Below are 16,385 nucleotides of genomic sequence, written 5' to 3'. Positions count from 1 at the left end.
GGCGAGTTCCAGGAGCGTGCGCGGGCACTCGGCGCACACCTGGAGCAGGCGCTGCAGCCGCTGATCGGCCACGGTGTCACGGGCGTGCGCATCGCCGGGCTGTGGGCGGGCGTCGACATCGACCCCGCGATCGGTTCGGGCCGAGAGATCGCGGAGAAGCTGCTCGACCGGGGTGTGCTCGTGAAGGACACGCACGGGCAGACCATCCGCATCGCGCCCCCGCTCGTCATCCGGGCGACCGAGCTCGACTGGGCCGTCGAGCAGCTCAAGGTGGTGCTCGACGCCTGACCGCGGCCGACCCACCCCCTTCTGCACGACCCACCCCCTTGCGAACGTTCGCAAGGGGGTGGCTCGTCTCGAAAGGGGTGGGTCGACGGCTCAGGCCGGCGGGGAGTCGGGGTCGAGCGTGCGGAGGGTGTCCTCCTCGGCGGCGTTGTCGGCCGCGAGCTCGTCTCGGTGTTCTCGTCGCCGCCCAGCGGCGCGTCGTGGCCGGGGCCGGAACTGCCCTGGATGGCGCCGCCGGTCGACTCGCCGCGGGAGCTGTCGCCCTGGATCGCGCCGCCGGTGCCGTCGCCCTGGCCGGAGTTCTCGTCAGGGACGTCGACGCCGGAGCGCCTTCGGCCGGATCCTGCGGGGTGCGGGGTGCTCATGTTCTCGTCCATGACACGACGCTACGACCGCCGGGCCGTGATGAGGAAGGCGTTGACAAACGCGCCCGCAGCTCACTCGTCGTCGCGTCGAGGAAGCCGGATGGGCGTCGTCGCCGCGGCCTTCTCCGTGTAGTCCACCGGCTCGACCGGCTGCACGACGCGCAGCGGGCGCGTCTCGTCGAGGGTCAAGCGGAAGCGGCTGCTCTCCTCGCGGCGCAGCCTCCCCGACATCAGCACCCACGTCACCCCGATCGCGCACGCGATGAAGCCGGCCGTCCCGCCGAGCATGATGGCGGCGCGGGGACCGAACGTGTCCGCCACCCAGCCCGCGATCGGTGCGCCGACCGGGGTCGACCCCATGATCACGGCCATGTAGAGGGCGAGGACGCGGCCGCGGAGCGCCGGATCCGTCGTGATCTGCACGTAGCCGTTGGCCGTGGTCAGCAGCGTCACGATCATGAAGCCGGTGAACGTGAGCGTGACCGCGTAGGAGAGGTAGGTGGGCATCGCGGCCGAGACGAAGGCCGCGATCCCGAAGCCGCCCGCCGCGAGGATCACCACGCGCACCCTCGCACGGTCCCGCCGTGCGGCGAGGAGGGCGCCGATCAGGGAGCCGATAGCGAGCACCGAGCTCAGCACCCCGTACCCGTCGGCGCCGGCTCCGAACTCCAGCGCCATGGTCGAGGCGAAGATCGGGAAGTTCATGCCGAACGCGCCGATGAGGAACACCGTCACGAACACGACCTTGAGGTCGCTGCGCGCCCAGACGTACCGGAAGCCCTCCGCGAGGCCGCCGCGGCTGCGGTTCTTCGGCCGTGGTGCCAGCAGGTGCGTGCGCATGAGCATCAGCGCGACGATCATGGCGAGGAAGGTCGCGGCGTTGACGATGAACACCCAACCGGAGCCGATCGCGACGATGAGCAGACCGCCGACGCGGGGCCGATCATACGGGCGAGGTTGAAGGAGGCGGAGTTGAGGGCCACGGCGTTGGAGGTCTCCGTGGCGGACACCATGTCCGACACGAAGGCCTGCCGGGCGGGTGCGTCGAACGCGTTGACGATGCCGAAACCGAGGGCGAACGCGAGCATCATCGGCAGGGTCATGACGCCGGCCAGCAGCAGGGATCCGACCGCGATCGCGAGGCCGAGCAGCGCGGTCTGCGTGGTCAGCAGGATCTTCCGCCGATCGAAGCGATCAGCGACCCAGCCGGTCAGGCTCACCAGCACCAGCGGTGGGCCGAACTGCAGTGCCATGGTGACGCCCATCGCGGTCGCGTCGTTGTCGGTGAGCTCGGTCAGCACGACCCAGTCTGGGCTGTGGCCTGCATCCATCCGCCGACGTTCGACACGAGGGCGCCGGCGAACCAGATCCGGTAGTTGATGTTCGCGAAGGAACGGAACATGGCGCTCATCGCTCCACCACCCTCCGCATCAGGGCGCTCGCTTCTCGCAGCGTCGTCAGTTCCTCCTCGGTGTAGTCGACCTCGCGGAGCATGTCGGCCAGCAGCACGTCACGGCGGCGGATGGTCTCGACGACGACCTCGACGCCGGCGGCGGTGATGTCCACCTGCACGCGGCGGCGGTCGTCCTCGTCCGGGGTGCGGGCGACGAAGCCCTGCTCCTCCAGGCCGTTCACGATGCTCGTCATCGAGGGGGCGGTCACGCGCTCGCGCTCGGCGAGGGTGGAGATCGTGCGCCGGCCGTTCATGCGCAGCTCGGCGAGAACGGCGAGCTGCGTGTCGCTCATCATGTCGGCGGCGCGGGCGCAGCGCAGTCGGCGGGCGAGCCGGAACGTGGCCATGCGCAGGTCTGTGGCGGTGAGGTGCAGGGAATCATCGGACGCAGACATACTTAGTTAGTCTATCTAATATTTCCGTCGCGGGGGCGGGAGGAGCCGAGGCCAGCGGGCACAATGGAGGGGTGACCCGAACGATCGCTCTCGAAATCGCCGTCCAGGACCCCGCCGGAGTGCGCATCGCCGCCGAGGTCGGCGCCGCCCGCGTCGAGCTCGCCACGGCCCTCGCCCTGGGTGGGCTCACCCCGTCGCCGGCCACCCTGGAGCTCGCGCTCGAAGCCGCGGGGGCGAACGGCCCCGAGGTGCACGTCCTCATCCGTCCGCGCGCCGGCGGCTTCCACTACAGCGCCGACGAGCTGGCCGTCGCCGAACGCGACGTGCGGCACGCGGTCGCCGCAGGCGCGGCCGGCGTCGTGATCGGCGCGCTCGACGCCCAGGGGCGGCTCGACCACGATGCCATGGCGCGGCTGCGGAATGCGGCCGGGGGAGCTCCGGCGACGCTGCACCGGGCTATCGACGTGACCGCCGACCCGGTGGCGACCCTGCGCTCCGCGCGCGAGCTCGGGCTCCGGCGCGTGCTCACGTCCGGAGGAGCCTCGGCCGCGATCGATGGCATCGACACGCTGCGCGCGCTCGTCGCCGCGGCCGAGGGGCAGATCGAGGTCATGGCCGGCAGCGGCGTCGACGTCGCGAGCGCTCCGGTGCTCGCCGCGGCCGGCGTCGACGCCCTCCACTTCTCCGCGAAGCGGGCGGTGACCGAGGACGGCGGCGTGCGCATGGGCTCCGCCTCCGACGGGGTCGGCGGCTACGAGGTGACGGACCGCGACATCGCCTTCGCGATCCGGGACGCGATCCGCGACGCCGTCGAGGGAACCGACCGGTAGGGCCGACCCATGACCGAGACCCGCGAGTACACCGACAGCCACGGCATCGCCATCGTCTACGACGTCCACCCCGCGGAGGGCACGCCCCGCGGCGTCGTCCAGCTCCTGCACGGGGTGGGCGAGCACGCAGGACGGTATCCGGCGCTGATCGCCGCGCTCACCGGAGCCGGGTTCACCGTCTACGCGGACGACCACCGTGGGCACGGGCGCACCGGCATGCGCCAGCACGGCGATCCGGCCCGGCTCGGACGGCTCGGGCCCGGAGGTCTCCGGGCGGCCAAGGATGCGATCTGGCAGCTGACCGGCATCATCCGCGACGAGAACCCGGACCTTCCGCTCGTGCTCCTCGGGCACTCGTGGGGGTCGTTCCTCGCGCAGATGCTGGTGAACGAGCACGCCGAGGCCTTCGATGCGGTGATCTTGTCGGGTTCGGCGCTGCGCACGCCCCGCTCCCTGAACCCGGCGCCGCTGAACGCCGCGTGGGCCGCGGACGACGCGACCGGATACGAGTGGCTGAGCCGCGACCCCGCGGTGTGGAAGGCCTTCGAGGAGGACCCGCTCACGACGGGGGTGCCTCTGCTCAAGCTCTTCGGTCTGCTCGACGCGGCGCGACTGTACGGGCGTCCGGCGACGCACCTCGCGCGCGACCTCCCGATGCTCCTCCTCGTCGGCCGTGACGATCCGGTCGGCGGTCCCCGCAGCGTCCACAAGCTCGCCGACCAGTACCGGCGCCGCTCCGGACTCACCGACGTCACGACCCTCGTCTACCCCGACGCCCGGCACGAGATCTTCCAGGAGCTGCAGCAGGACGAGGTGCGCGCCGACGTCCTCGCCTGGCTCGACGCCCACATCCCCGCCCGCTGACTCCCGTCCCGGGTTCGGGTCCGATCCCAGTCCGGCCCTTCCCCGGCCTGTTCAGTCCCGTTCCGTCCCGGTCCGTCCCGGTCCCTTTACGGTCCGGGATCACTTTCGCCCCTTCCCCCGGCCCCGCGGGATCATTTTCGCGCGTGGCACAGGCCCCAGCGGAACGTTTTCGAACACGCACTGTGCGTGGGTGCGCCGGTGAGTCCGCGTCCACGATGACCTGTCGGGATCAACGCCGCGCCTCCCGTCACCGCCCGCGAGATCACCTTCGAGCCTCCGGACATCCCGCGGGATCAATGTTGTGCCTCCCGCCACTGCCGCGGGATCACTTTCGTGCCCGGGACGGACCTCGGGGGAGCCTTTTCGAACACGCACGGTGATTCGCGCGCCGGTGGCAGTGGGGAATCACCCGCGCCCCGCGAATAGGGGGCGCGGAGGCGCGGAGGATCTTCGGCTTCCGTCGCGCCGCGGACGACCCGGGTGGCGGGATCAGAAACGGGCGGGGGAGGGTGCGATGGGGGACGATTTCGATCCCGCGGGATGTGCGCGGGGGCTGCGCACGGGTGGCGGGATCAGGAACGGGCGGGGGAGGGCACGCTGGGGGACGATTTCGATCCCGCGGGATGTGCGCGGGGGCTGCGCACGGGTGGCGGGATCAGTAGCGGGCGGGGGGAGGGTGCGCTGGGGGACGGTTTTGATCCCGCGGGATGTGCGCGGCGGCTGCGCACGGGTGGCGGGATCAGGAACGGGCGGGGAAAGGTGCGACGAGGGACGGGTTTGATCCCGCGGGAGGTGCGCGGGGACCGCGGGGGAGTGTGACGCGGGATGACGCGCGGTGAAGGCGTGTGACGGAGGGAGGCCACGGGAGGTGGGGGCAGCCCTAGATTCGGGGCACATCCGCACGAGCGAGGGGAGGGCCCGCGGCGATGAGCTTCCTGACGGACTGGCATGAGTGGCATGCGGCGCGTGAACGCTATGCGGGGTCGGAGTACGGGCCGTCCGCGCTGGAGTCGACGAACTGGCTCATCACCGAACCCGCAGCGGTCGACGGCGTCCCCGGACTCTGGGCCCTCACCGGCGACGGCGGCATCCGCGGCAGCGAACTCGGACCGTCGGGGTCGGTCGTCACCCTCCGCGGCGCCCAGACCCTGCGCCTCGGGCGGCGGGAGTTGCGGGTATTCGATCGCAACGGGCTGCTGGCCCTCCGCGTCTGGAATCCGGCCCGTCCGCAGCGGGAGTGGTTCACGGCGATCGACGCCTACGCCCCGGACGAGCGCTGGCGGCTCCCCGCGACGTTCGAACCCGCGCCAGACGAGCGGATCGTCGTCACCTCGGTCGACGGTGAGGAGCGCGAGACCGCGATCGCCGGACGCCTGCGGTTCGAACTCGCCGGCACCCCGCACGAGCTCACCGTCACCCGCAGTGGGAGCGGAGCGCTGAGCGCGGTCTTCGCCGACGGGACGAACGGGCTGGAGACGTACCGGTTCCGGTTCCTCCCCGTCGACGAACCCGCCGCCGACGGCTCCGCCGTGCTCGACTTCAACCGCGCCTACCTGCCGCCCTGTGCGTTCTCCGACCAGTTCGTCTGCCCCCTGCCGACGCCCGGCAACCGCTACTCCACGCCGATCAGGGCAGGGGAGCGCGTGGTCGTGCTCGGCGGCTGACCACGGGGGCAGTGCGCGCCTTAAGCTGGATCCGTGCACGGTGAATACAAGGTTCCTGGGGGCAAGCTCGTCGTCGTCGACCTCGAGGTCGAGAACGACCGGATCGCGCGGTTCCGGCTCGCCGGGGACTTCTTCCTCGAACCGGACTCCGCGCTCGACGACATCAACGCCGCTGTCGAGGGTCTCCCCGTCGAGTCCGACGCCACGGCCATCGCCGCGGCCGTCCGCGGCGCCCTCCCCGAGGGGGCCCAGCTGCTCGGCTTCACCCCCGAGGCGGTCGGCACCGCCGTCCGCCGCGCGCTCGTCACGGCGCCCGGCTGGGGCGACTTCGACTGGGAGATCGTCCACGAGAAGGCGGTCTCGCCGCGCATGAACCTCGCCCTGGACGAGGTGCTCACCTCCCGCGTCGGCGAGGGGCGTCGGCGTCCGACGCTGCGCATCTGGGAGTGGGACGAGTCGGCCGTCGTCATCGGGTCGTTCCAGTCGTATCGCAATGAGGTCGACCCCGAGGGCGCTGCGAAGCACGGCTTCGACGTCGTCCGCCGGATCTCCGGAGGCGGAGCGATGCTCATGGCCGCGGGGCAGATCATCACCTACTCGCTCTACGTGCCGGCCTCGCTCGTCGCGGGCATGACCTTCGCCGACTCCTACGCGTTCCTCGACGACTGGGTGCTGCAGGCGCTCCGTTCGCTCGGCATCGACGCCGTCTACCAGCCGCTCAACGACATCGCGAGCCCGACCGGCAAGATCGGCGGCGCCGCGCAGAAGCGCCTCGCGAACGGAGGTGTGCTGCACCACGCCACCCTCTCCTACGACATCGACGGCCAGATGATGACCGAGGTGCTGCGGATCGGCCGCGAGAAGCTCAGCGACAAGGGCACGACCTCGGCCGCCAAGCGCGTCGACCCGCTGCGCAGCCAGACCGGACTGGAACGCGCCGAGATCATCGAGCGCTTCAAGGACACGTTCCGCTCGCTCACCTCCGCCGAGGAGGGCGGCATCACGCCGGACGAGTACGCCGATGCGCAGGCTCTGGTGGAGTCGAAGTTCTCGACCGACGCGTGGCTGCATCGGGTTCCGTGAGCCCTTCGACAGGCTCAGGCCCTTCGACAGGCTCAGGGACCCAGGGTGCAGGCTCAGGGGTCCAGGTCCCGGGGCGGGTGTCGGTGATCGAGGGGGACAACCTCGCCGTCGCGGCGACCCTGCCGTCCGGGTCCTTCACGCTCGTCTACCTCGACCCGCCGTTCAACACCGGAAGAGTGCGGGAGCGGCAGGTGGTCACCGCCCGCCGCACGTTCACAACTCCGGAAGAATCGGCGGATCCGGACGGGGGCAGCCCCCAACCGGCCGAAACCGCGTCGGATCTCCTGAGTTCTGAACACGCAGTCGGCGGGCCGGAGGTGCGGCACGGCTTCCACGGACACCGGTACGAGCGGTGTGCGCGGCATGCTGCGCGCGTACGACGACAGCTTCGACGACTACGGCGCCTTCCTCATGCCGCGGCTGGAGGAGGCCTGGCGGCTGCTCGCCGACGACGGCACCCTCTACCTGCACCTCGACTACCGCGAGGCGCACTACGCGAAGGTCATGCTCGACGCGGTGTTCGGCCGGGACTGCTTCCTCAACGAGCTCATCTGGGCGTACGACTACGGCGCGAAATCCCGGCGGCGGTGGCCCACCAAGCACGACACGATCCTGGTGTACGTGAAGAACCCGCGGACGTACGTGTTCAACTCCGACGACGTCGACCGGGAGCCGTACATGGCTCCGGGGCTGGTGACCGCGGAGAAGGCGGCACGAGGCAAGCTCCCGACCGACGTCTGGTGGCACACGATCGTCCCGACGACCGGACGGGAGAAGACGGGCTATCCGACGCAGAAGCCCGAGGGCATCCTCCGGCGCATCGTGACCGCGTCCAGCCGACCGGGCGATCGGGTGCTCGACCTCTTCGCCGGCAGCGGCACGACCGGAGCGGTGGCCTCCGCACTCGGTCGGGAGGCGGTGCTCGTGGACGACAACCCGGAAGCGGTGCGGGTCATGGCCGCACGCATCCCGCACGCGGAGGTCCGCCGGGCCTGAGTGGGACGCGCTCGGCACGAGCCGTCAGATCCCGATCGAGACCTTCCGCAGGGTCGCGTTCACGGTCCAGACCGTCCGCATGCCGGCCGTGAGCCGCATCACTGACCCTGGGCCGAGTCCCACGGGCGGGAGCGCGGGTGCGGTGAACGCCACGGTCGCGCGACCGGAGAGCACGACGAACACCTCGTCCTCCTCGACGTCCACCGCCGTGCCCGGCGTCATCTCCCAGACGCCGATCTCGATCCCGCCGGCATCGTCGAGCACCGTGTAGGCCGTGGTCGGTGCGCCGTCGCGGACGTCCTCGTCGGGCAGCGGGGCGTGCGTCAGCGCGAGGTTCCCCGCGTCGACGACGGCTCCTGGGGTGAGCGTGGTCACGAGTCGAAGCCCATGCCGAGGGCGTCGAGCGTCTTCAGGAACAGGTTGCGGCGCCCCTCGTTGTGGTCGGCCCTGTCCATCGCGGCGCGGACGAGGTTGATGCCGACGGACGCGGCGGGCTCCGGCGGGAACGGGATCGGCTTCTCGCGCACCATCCGCAGCTGCGTGCGTTCGGTCTCCTCGCCGTCGAGCTTGTCGAGCATGACATCGGCCGCGAACCGGGCGGCCCCGACCCCGAGTCCGGTGAACCCCGTGGCGTAGGCGACCCGACCGCCGCGGGCGGTGCCGAAGAATGCGCAGAATCGGCTGGAGGAGTCGATGGCTCCGGCCCAGCGGTGCGTGAAGCGGAGGCCGGCGAGCTGCGGGAAGGTGGTGAAGAAGTGCGAGGCCAGGCGCCGGTGGCTCTCCATCCGGTCCTCGTACGCGGGGCGCACCTTGCCGCCGAAGTGGTACACCGCGTCGTAGCCGCCGAACAGGATCCGGTCGTCGGCGGTGAGCCGGTAGTAGTGGAACTGGTTGGCGCTGTCGGCGAGCCCCTGACGGTTCCGCCAGCCGATGGACGCGAGCTGCTCGGCCGAGAGCGGCTCCGTCATCAGCACGTAGTCGTACACCGGGACCGTCATGAGGCGGTTGCGCTTCAGGAGCGAGGGGAACACGTTCGTCGCGAGCGCCACCGCGTCGGCGGTCACCCGGCCGTGCTCCGTGACGAGGGTCACCGGACCGGAGTCCGCGCCCTCGATCCGCCGGACGAGGCTGTGCTCGTGGATCTCCACGCCGAGCTCGACGGCCACCCGTGCGAGCTCCAGGCCCAGCTTCGCCGGGTGCACGAGAGCGCTGCCCTCCCGATCCCAGGCGCCGGCGAGGAACGTGGGGGAATGCACTTCCGCCTGCACCGCCTCGCGGTCGAGGAAGCCCTCCTCCTCGCGCAGCCACTCGACCTGATGCGGCTCCACGGCGACCGCGAGCTGGCCCGTCCGCTCGAACTCGGCATCCATGTCGTACCGCCGCACGGTCTCGGCGATGCCGTCGAGGTTCTCGTGGCCCAGCTCCTCGAGGCGGTCGATCTCCTCGGGCCAGCGGTTCACGCCGTTCTCGTGGCCGTGCGTGAGGCTGGACTCGCAGAAGCCGCCGTTGCGCCCGGATGCCGCCCAGGCCACGCGGGATGCCTCCAGGAGGACCACCTTCCGCTCCGGATCCCGCTCCTTCGCGCGCACGGCCGTCCAGAGCCCGGTGTAGCCGCCGCCGACGACCACGAGGTCCGTGTGCACGGTGCCGCGCAGCGGCGGATGCGCGGGCCGCTCGACGTCGTCGAGCCAGAAGACCGACAGGGCCGTGTCGCGCAGGGCGTCGTCGACGACGGACTGCGAAGGACGACGGCGTTCGAAGACCGTGGTGCCCATGTTCACTCCGATGCGAGGGGAGCGCGTCAGCGCGTTCCCCAGTTGTAGAGGTCTTTGTAGAGGCCGGCGTAGAGCAGGCTCTCCGTCTGGATGATGCCGGGGATGGTGCGGATGCGGGTGGCGATGAGGTCGAGCAGATGGTCGTCGTCCTCGCACACCGCCTCGACGAGGATGTCGAACGTCCCGAGGGTGACGACGACGTACGCCAGCTCGGGGATCGCCGTGAGCTCCTCCGCGATCGCGCGGGGGTCGCCGGACACCCGGATCCCGATCATCGACATGCGGTGGAAGCCGAGCTGCAGCGGGTCGGTCACGGCGACGATCTGGATCAGACCCGATTCGGTCAGGCGCTGCACGCGCTGGCGGGCCGCGGCCTCGCTGAGCCCTACTTCGCGGGCGATCTCCGCATAGGGACGCCGCCCGTCCTCCTGCAGCAACTCGACGATGCGCTTCGAGATGTCGTCGAGGGCGGGGGGAGGCGTCTTCGGACTCATGTACCGATCGTGACATTCTGACCCGCCCTGCGCAACTGATTCCGTCGATCTGTGGACGAAAAGCTACAGATTCCGCGCTCGGATGGCTACCATGGCGCTATGTCCTCACCGTCGACGATGACCGTGCCCCTGCAGAACTTCATCGGCGGTCGCGCCGTCACCGCATCGGGGAGCGGGCGCCTGCCGCTCATCGATCCGGTGACGGAGGAAGCCTACGGCGAGATCCCGATCTCCGACCGCACCGACGTGGATGCCGCGTATGCCGCGGCCGCGGCGGCGTTCCCGACCTGGCGGGACACCCCGCCGTCTGCGCGCCAACTCGCCCTGTTCCGCATCGCCGAGGACATGGCCGCGCGGGCCGAGGAGTTCGCCGACCTCGAGTCGAAGGACACCGGCAAGCCGCGGGCGACGCTCGTCGCCGACGAGATCCTGCAGTCGGTGGACCAGCTGCGGTTCTTCGCCGGGGCCGCGCGGAGCCTCGAGGGTCGAGCCGCCGCGGAGTACCTCCCCGGGCACACCTCCTTCGTGCGCCGGGAGCCGATCGGCGTGATCGGGCAGGTGACGCCGTGGAACTACCCCCTGAACATGGCGGTGTGGAAGATCGCTCCCGCGCTCGCCGCCGGCAACACCGTCGTGCTGAAGCCGGCCGAGTCCACGCCGCTCACCACGCTGCTGCTCGCGGAGATCGTCGCCGCGCACACCCCCGCGGGCACCCTCAACGTCGTGCTCGGCGACCGCGAGACCGGAGCGGCCCTCGTCGAGCATCCGACACCGCAGATGGTGGCGATCACCGGCTCGGTGCGGGCGGGGATGGCCGTGGCCCGCTCACGCGGCCGACGACGTCAAGCGCGTGCACCTGGAGCTCGGCGGCAAGGCGCCCGCGATCGTCTTCCCGGACGCGTCGATCGAGAAGGCGGTCGAGGGCATCGTCACCGGGGCCTTCTTCAACGCGGGTCAGGACTGCACCGCGGCGACCCGGGTGCTCGTGCACGCGTCGATGCACGACGAGCTCGTCGCCGCACTGGTGGAGCGGACCCGCACGCACGCGCGGACCGGGGTGCCGGACGAAGAGGGCGTGCTGTACGGACCGCTGAGCAGCGCGGCCCAACTCGCTCAGGTGCAGGGCTTCATCGACCGGCTTGCGGCGCACGCGACCATCGCCACCGGTGGGAGGCGGCAGGGCGACCGCGGTTACTTCTGGGAGGCGACCATCGTGACCGGCGTGCAGCAGGACGACGAGGTCGTGCAGGGCGAGATCTTCGGACCCGTGCTCACCGTGCAGCCCTTCGATACCGAGGAGGAGGCGCTCACGATGGCGAACGACGTGCCGTACGCGCTCGCCGCCTCGGTGTGGACGCGGGAGCACACCAGGGCCATGCGCTTCTCCCGCGACTTGGACTTCGGCTGCGTCTGGATCAACACCCACATCCCGTTCGTGTCGGACATGCCGCACGGCGGGTTCAAGCACTCCGGATACGGGAAGGACCTGTCGCAGTACGGCTTCGACGACTACACCCGGATCAAGCACGTGATGAGCGCGCTCGACTGACGCGGCGGTCGTTCAGCGCAGGGCGAGGAGCTTGACGCGGCGGTGCTCCCGGAGCGTGAACTGCGGGCGCTGATCGATCTTCGTGGCCCCGTCGAGCTCCCACCCGTGCCGGGCGTAGAAGCCGTCGGCGCGGTCGTTGCCGTCGAGGACCCAGAGGTAGGCGCGGGTGTGGCCGGCATCGATCATGCGCTGCTCGGCGGCGTCGAGGAGGGCATGCCCCGCCCCCGTCGACCACGCGGTCGGGTCGGCGTAGATGCCGTACAGCTCGGCATCGTCCAAGCCGTCGGGGGGTCGCGACCAGAGCCGAACGACGCCCAGCCGACGACGGTGCCGTCGCGCTCCGCGACCAGGGTTCCGAGGCTCGTGGGCAACGGATCGGCGAAGATGCGGCGCCACCCGTCGGCCCGTTCCGAGACGGGACAGCCCGTCCAGCACCTCCTGGTCGATGAGGCCCTCGTAGGCCGCCTGCCACGACCGCACGTGCACTCCGGCCACGGCCTCGGCATCGTCGGCGACGGCGTCTCGGATCACCAGGGGCGTCATCCCTCCACCCTATGCGGGCCCGCCGACGTCCTTCCGGGTTCCCCGGTCACACCTGCACGACACGGGTGCGTCTGTGGGGAGGAATCCCGGGTTCTGTCGTGGCGGCCGTGCCCGGGTCGTGCAGGCGACGCAGCCGGGAAGGACGGGTCGACGGGTGCGACGCGATGTGGCAGGCTGGCGGGCACCGACTCCGCACGAGAATCGACCCCCCAGAGGTTCCGCCGCATGTCACGACCCCTCGCAGGACCGCAGACCCTGCTCCGCACGCTCAACGGCCGCGCGATCCTCGAGCGCCTCGCCCGGAGCGGACCGCAGACCAGGGCCGAGCTCATGGCGGCGACCGGCCTCTCCCGCACGGCCGTGACCCAGGTACTGCGGATGCTCGACGCCGCGGGAGCCGTCACTGCGGCCGGGGGTCGACCGCGACACCCGCGGACCGGCGGCGGGCGGGTCGCTCTGCACCCCGCCCTCGGGGGTCGCGGCGGCCGTGCACGTGGACCATCACGCCGCCCACGTCGTCCTCGTCGACGCGACCGGCACCATCAGAGCCGAACGGCACGGCGCCTTCCCCGCGGGCGAGGACCGGGTCGCGCACATCGCCGCCCTCGTCGCGGCCTGCCGCCGATCCGTGAAGGGCGCGCTCCACCTCGCCGTCGTCGGAGTGCCCGGCATCGTCGCGTCGGACGGTGCGATCCGCGACGACCAGGGACCGGACGGCGGCGCCTTCCGCTCGGCTCTCGCGGCAGCCCTCGACTGCCCGGTCCGCGTCGAGAACGACGTCAACCTCGCCGCGCTCGCCGAGTCGACCACCGGCGTCGGCATCGACCTCGCGAGTTTCGCGCTGCTGCTGCTCGACGACGACCTCGGCGCCGGCATCGTGATCGACGGGGCGCTGCATCGCGGGTTCTCGGGAGTGGCGGGCGAGGTGATGTACCTCCCGCAGACGCCGGTGCCCATCGGCGCCCCGGTCGCGGGCGCCGCGGTGGTGCGCGACCTCGCCCTCGGGCTCGGACTGGATGTCGACGCGCCTTTCCTCGCCCACCTGGAGGCGGCGCAACGCGGAGACGAGGCGGCGCAGGCCCTCGTCGCGGAGATCGGACGACGGCTCTTCCTCGCGGCGGGCAGCGTCGCCCTCGTGCTCGATCCCGAGGCCTTCATCCTCGGCGGGGGAGGCGGTGCACCCGGCGCTCCTGGATGCGATCGAGCGGGTCGCGGACGAGTTCGCCGCGCAGCTGCCGCTCCGTTTCCTCGCCTCGGCGTTCGGTCCGGAGGCGCCGCTCGTCGGAGCTGTGGGTGAGGCGGCCTCCGCGCTCCGCGCCGACGTCTTCACCCGGATCCTCACACCCTCCCGCGCACCCGCCACCGGCCGCTGACCGCCCGACAGGACACGCCATGACCGCCTCCTCCGCTCTCGCCGACCGACTCGGGCTGCCGTCCGGTGCCAGGGCGGTCATCCTCAACGCCGACGACTTCGGGATGTGCCATGCCGCGAACGCGGCGATCTCCGGACTCCTCCTCCGCGAGCGGATCGACTCGGCGACGGTGATGGTGCCCTGCGCCTGGTCCCCCGGAAGCACTCGCCTTCGCCGCCGCGCACCCGGACCTCGACGTGGGCGTGCACCTCGTCCTCACGAGCGAGTGGCGCCGATACCGGTGGCGTCCGCTCACCGCGGGCTCGTCGACCCTCGTCGACGCCGACGGCTTCTTCCCCGCCGACGTCGCGACCGTGGAGCAGCACGCGTCGGAGGAGGATGTCGCCGCCGAGATAGCCGCGCAGTTGCAGGCGGCGCTCGATGCCGGCGTCGACGTGACCCACCTCGACAACCACATGGGCTCCGTCTACGGGCTGCTGACCGGCCGGGACTTCCTGCGCGCCGTCTTCGACCTCGCCGCCCGGCACGGCCTCCCCTTCCGCCTGCCCCGCGAGATGGAGGGAGCGGACGCCGATCCGATGCTGCAGGCGAAGCTCACCGAGGCGGCGGCGGTGGCGGATGCCTTCGGCGTGGAGATCGTCGATCGGCTCTGGACGCACCCGTTCGAGCTGCGCGGCGAGGGCACCGCCGATGAGGAGTCGTACGAGCAGGTCCGAGACGGGTTCCTCGCGGTGCTGCGCGCCGTCCCGCCCGGTGTCACCGAGATCTACCTGCATCCGATGGCCGACGGCGAGGAGCTGCGCGCCGCGGTGGACTTCGCGGCGGCCAAACGCGGCTACGAGCTGCGGCTGCTCGACGACCCGCTCGTGCAGCAGACGATCGTCGAGGAGGGTCTGGTCCGCGTCGGCTGGCGCGCGCTGCGGGAGCTGCAGCGGGGAGACGCCCGGTGACGGCGCTCGGCGAACGGCTGCGCGACCGCCGTCTCGACGCCGCTCCCACCCGCTCCCAGACCATCGCCTTCGGAGCCTCCGGGTTCCCGACGCAGCTGATGACGCAGACGTTCTCGGCGTTCGTCGTGTACTTCTACGTCTCGCACCTCGCCGTCCCCGCGGGGTGGGTGGCGGCGGCGATGATCGCCCACGGCATCCTCAACGCGGCGCTCAACCCTGTCGTCGGGGCGCTCTCCGACCGGATCCGCACGCCGTGGGGCCGCCGCATCCCGTGGATCGGGCTCGGCATCGTGCCGCTCGTCGTCGCGTTCGCCCTCGTCTGGATGCCGCCCGCGCTCCCGGCGGCCGGGCTCATCGTGTGGTTCCTCGTGGTCGTCGCGGTCTACGACATCGCCTTCGTCGTGGTGGTGCTGAACATCTCGGCGCTGTTCCCGGAGATCTTCCGCACCACGGAGGAGCGCGCCCGCGGGAACGTGCCGCGGCAGATCTTCGCGATCCTCGGCATGGTGCTCGGCACGGCAGGAGCCCCCGCGCTCTACGACGCGATCGGCTGGCCCGGGATGGCCCTCGTGCTGTCCGGCGTCTGTCTCGTGCTGCTCGTGTGGTCGTTCCTCGGCGGGATGATCGAGCGCCGGGTGCCCGAGGCCGCCTCCGAGGCCATGCGCTGGCGGGACCAGCTCGTCTACACGTTCCGCAACCGCGCCTTCGTGCCGTACGTGCTGGGCTCGCTCTGCGTGCAGACCTCGATCGCCGTGATCCTCGCCGCGTCCCGTTCTACGTCCGCTACTCGCTGGGGGCGGCCGAGGGCGAGGGCAGCCTCCTGCTCGGCGCCATCTTCCTCACGGCCATCCCGTCGATCGTGCTGTGGAGCGCGGTGGTCCGGCGCACCTCCCCGCGCACGGCGCTGCTGTGGAGCGTCGCGGTGTTCGGGGTCGCGGTGCTCGGCTACCTGGTCCCGACGTCGGTGGGGGCGGCGGCTCTCGTCGGGGTGGGCGGTCGGCCGTCGGCGTCGGCGGGCTGCTGCAGCTCCTCGAGGTCGTGCTCGCCCAGATCATCGACGACGACGCGCATCGCACGGGCCACCGTCGCGAGGGTGCGTACTTCGGCGTGAACGGGTTCGTCGTGCGCGGCTCCGTGGTCCTCCAGGCGATCGTCGCCGCGGCTGTGCTGACCGCGACGGGCTTCGACGCCGGGCTCGGCGACGCGCAGCTGGAGGCCGTCGACGGCGGCATCCGGCTGATGCTGGCGGTCATCCCCCTGGGCTTCACCGCGGTCGGATGGCTGTGCTTCTGGCTCTACCCCATCCGCACGCGCGACCTCTGAGGTCAGCCGGCGGCGCGGCGGGCCTCCCAGCCCGTGCGCACCATCTCGTCGACGGTGTAGCGCATGGTCCAGTCGAGGTCGCGCGCCGCGAGTTCGCCGGTCGCCACGATCCGATCCGGGTCGCCGGGGCGGCGAGGGCCGACCTCGGGGGTGAAGTCGATGCCGGTGACGCGGGCGACCGCATCCATGATCTGCTTCACGCTGAGGCCGTCGCCGGAGCCGAGGTTGTACGCGGGCTCGATCGGTGCGCCGGAGGCCAGGCGCTGCGCTGCGGCGACGTGGGCGGCGGCGATGTCGCCGACGTGCACGTAATCGCGCACGTTCGTGCCGTCAGGGGTGTCGTAGTCGTCGCCGAAGATCTTCGGGGTGCGGCCCTCGATCAGCGCCTCGAAGACGATGGGGAAGAGGTTGTGCGGCTGACGTCGTAGACCGTCGGGTCGGCC

The 16,385-nt window shown here is 71.5% G+C and carries 13 protein-coding genes and 6 pseudogenes; 12 read left to right on the top strand and 7 right to left on the bottom strand.

Annotation, left to right across the window (positions count from 1 at the left end):
• Positions 1-288: aminotransferase class III-fold pyridoxal phosphate-dependent enzyme (locus AB1285_RS18975; protein ID WP_429977647.1), on the top strand; the 288-nt coding region annotated here is incomplete at its 5' end.
• Positions 289-722: 434 nt separating this feature from the next.
• On the opposite strand, the pseudogene AB1285_RS18970 reads toward AB1285_RS18975, so the two are convergent.
• Both AB1285_RS18970 and AB1285_RS18965 read right to left on the bottom strand, forming a co-directional pair.
• Positions 723-2,052, bottom strand: a pseudogene (locus AB1285_RS18970) (MFS transporter).
• Positions 2,053-2,057: 5 nt separating this feature from the next.
• Positions 2,058-2,498, bottom strand: a complete 441-nt coding sequence (locus AB1285_RS18965) for a MarR family winged helix-turn-helix transcriptional regulator (RefSeq protein WP_187662473.1) — start codon at positions 2,496-2,498, stop codon at positions 2,058-2,060.
• A 71-nt stretch (positions 2,499-2,569) separates the two neighbouring features.
• Here AB1285_RS18965 and AB1285_RS18960 point away from each other — a divergent pair, with 71 nt between their 5' ends.
• The 5 genes and pseudogenes from AB1285_RS18960 (at position 2,570) to AB1285_RS18940 (ending at position 7,935) form a co-directional block, all read left to right on the top strand.
• Positions 2,570-3,328 carry a copper homeostasis protein CutC gene (locus AB1285_RS18960; protein WP_370429034.1) on the top strand — a complete coding sequence of 253 codons (759 nt, stop codon included), beginning with the start codon at positions 2,570-2,572 and terminating at the stop codon, positions 3,326-3,328.
• Positions 3,329-3,337: 9 nt separating this feature from the next.
• Positions 3,338-4,192 carry an alpha/beta fold hydrolase gene (locus tag AB1285_RS18955; RefSeq protein WP_187662471.1) on the top strand — a complete coding sequence of 285 codons (855 nt, stop codon included), beginning with the start codon at positions 3,338-3,340 and terminating at the stop codon, positions 4,190-4,192.
• A 926-nt stretch (positions 4,193-5,118) separates the two neighbouring features.
• Positions 5,119-5,856 carry a DUF1684 domain-containing protein gene (locus tag AB1285_RS18950; RefSeq protein WP_370429035.1) on the top strand — a complete coding sequence of 246 codons (738 nt, stop codon included), beginning with the start codon at positions 5,119-5,121 and terminating at the stop codon, positions 5,854-5,856.
• Positions 5,857-5,889: 33 nt separating this feature from the next.
• A complete protein-coding gene (locus AB1285_RS18945; RefSeq protein WP_366236973.1) occupies positions 5,890-6,939 on the top strand; it encodes a lipoate--protein ligase family protein in 1,050 nt (349 codons plus the stop codon).
• A gap of 77 nt (positions 6,940-7,016) precedes the next feature.
• Positions 7,017-7,935: pseudogene (locus tag AB1285_RS18940) on the top strand (DNA-methyltransferase).
• 24 nt (positions 7,936-7,959) lie between these two features.
• On the opposite strand, the gene AB1285_RS18935 reads toward AB1285_RS18940, so the two are convergent.
• Genes AB1285_RS18935 through AB1285_RS18925 form a run of 3 tightly spaced genes read right to left on the bottom strand, consistent with a single transcriptional unit; the run spans position 7,960 to position 10,204 of the window.
• Positions 7,960-8,310: a cupin domain-containing protein gene (locus tag AB1285_RS18935; protein WP_259953361.1), complete on the bottom strand. Its 351-nt coding sequence runs from the start codon at positions 8,308-8,310 to the stop codon at positions 7,960-7,962.
• Positions 8,307-9,710, bottom strand: coding sequence for an NAD(P)/FAD-dependent oxidoreductase (locus AB1285_RS18930; protein WP_259953362.1), 1,404 nt, complete (start codon positions 9,708-9,710; stop codon positions 8,307-8,309). The genes AB1285_RS18935 and AB1285_RS18930 overlap by 4 nt, the downstream gene beginning before the upstream one ends.
• 26 nt (positions 9,711-9,736) lie before the next feature.
• On the bottom strand, positions 9,737-10,204 hold the full coding sequence (locus AB1285_RS18925) for an Lrp/AsnC family transcriptional regulator (protein ID WP_025105441.1): 468 nt from the start codon (positions 10,202-10,204) through the stop codon (positions 9,737-9,739).
• A gap of 117 nt (positions 10,205-10,321) precedes the next feature.
• Between AB1285_RS18925 and AB1285_RS18920 the strand changes: the two are divergent.
• Positions 10,322-11,753 (top strand): annotated as a pseudogene (locus tag AB1285_RS18920) (gamma-aminobutyraldehyde dehydrogenase).
• A gap of 12 nt (positions 11,754-11,765) precedes the next feature.
• Here the strand turns inward: AB1285_RS18920 and AB1285_RS18915 are convergent.
• Positions 11,766-12,296: a GNAT family N-acetyltransferase gene (locus tag AB1285_RS18915; RefSeq protein WP_429977646.1), complete on the bottom strand. Its 531-nt coding sequence runs from the start codon at positions 12,294-12,296 to the stop codon at positions 11,766-11,768.
• A gap of 487 nt (positions 12,297-12,783) precedes the next feature.
• Here AB1285_RS18915 and AB1285_RS18910 point away from each other — a divergent pair, with 487 nt between their 5' ends.
• The 5 genes and pseudogenes from AB1285_RS18910 to AB1285_RS18890 all read left to right on the top strand — a co-directional run bounded on the left by AB1285_RS18910 (position 12,784) and on the right by AB1285_RS18890 (position 15,942).
• A complete protein-coding gene (locus AB1285_RS18910; protein ID WP_429977645.1) occupies positions 12,784-13,593 on the top strand; it encodes an ROK family protein in 810 nt (269 codons plus the stop codon).
• Positions 13,491-13,838 (top strand): annotated as a pseudogene (locus tag AB1285_RS18905) (hypothetical protein); the annotation flags it as partial. The gene AB1285_RS18910 and the pseudogene AB1285_RS18905, both read left to right, overlap by 103 nt.
• 67 nt (positions 13,839-13,905) lie before the next feature.
• Positions 13,906-14,619: a ChbG/HpnK family deacetylase gene (locus AB1285_RS18900; RefSeq protein ID WP_429977644.1), complete on the top strand. Its 714-nt coding sequence runs from the start codon at positions 13,906-13,908 to the stop codon at positions 14,617-14,619.
• Positions 14,620-14,717: 98 nt separating this feature from the next.
• Positions 14,718-15,329 (top strand): annotated as a pseudogene (locus AB1285_RS18895) (MFS transporter); the annotation flags it as partial.
• 154 nt (positions 15,330-15,483) lie between these two features.
• Positions 15,484-15,942 (top strand): MFS transporter, encoded by a 459-nt coding sequence (locus AB1285_RS18890; protein ID WP_429977643.1) that lies wholly within the window; start codon positions 15,484-15,486, stop codon positions 15,940-15,942.
• A gap of 2 nt (positions 15,943-15,944) precedes the next feature.
• Here the strand turns inward: AB1285_RS18890 and AB1285_RS18885 are convergent.
• A pseudogene (locus AB1285_RS18885) lies at positions 15,945-16,385 on the bottom strand (NAD-dependent epimerase/dehydratase family protein); the annotation flags it as partial.

Source organism: Microbacterium sp. NRRL B-14842, from assembly GCF_050470785.1.
The sequence above is the reverse complement of the archived record's forward strand: the minus strand, read 5'-3'. Positions and strand labels throughout refer to the sequence as shown.